The following is a 294-nucleotide window of genomic DNA, read 5'->3' as shown; positions in this document are numbered from 1 at the left end:
TGTTGGAGTTGATGAAATTTATGACCATCATCCACAGCATATCTCAATTGAGTCTCCAATGGCTAAAGCTTTACTCAGTAAACAAGTCGATGATGAGGTCGAAGTTCATACGCCATTAGGAAAAAAACTTTGGTATATCAATTCAATTCGATATGAAAAGCACGAAGATTCATCAAATTAGCAACTTTTGATTTTATTTTGAGCGTTCGGTGTAGTTTTTTAAATAAAAGATTTGCCAAGTTGAATTTTTATTTATATGATAGCCGCCATTGGAAGCGTGGCAGAGCGGTTTAA

Annotated in this window: 1 protein-coding gene; it reads left to right on the top strand. The window is 34.7% G+C overall.

What is annotated here, in order from left to right; genetic code table 11:
- On the top strand, positions 1–181 hold a 181-nt coding region (locus B4237_RS06795; RefSeq protein WP_286942347.1), incomplete at its 5' end, for a GreA/GreB family elongation factor.
- Positions 182–294: the final 113 nt, after the last annotated feature.

The organism is Acinetobacter sp. UBA6526 (assembly GCF_002434875.1).
Taxonomy (GTDB): domain Bacteria; phylum Pseudomonadota; class Gammaproteobacteria; order Pseudomonadales; family Moraxellaceae; genus Acinetobacter; species Acinetobacter venetianus.
The sequence above is the reverse complement of the archived record's forward strand: the minus strand, read 5'-3'. Positions and strand labels throughout refer to the sequence as shown.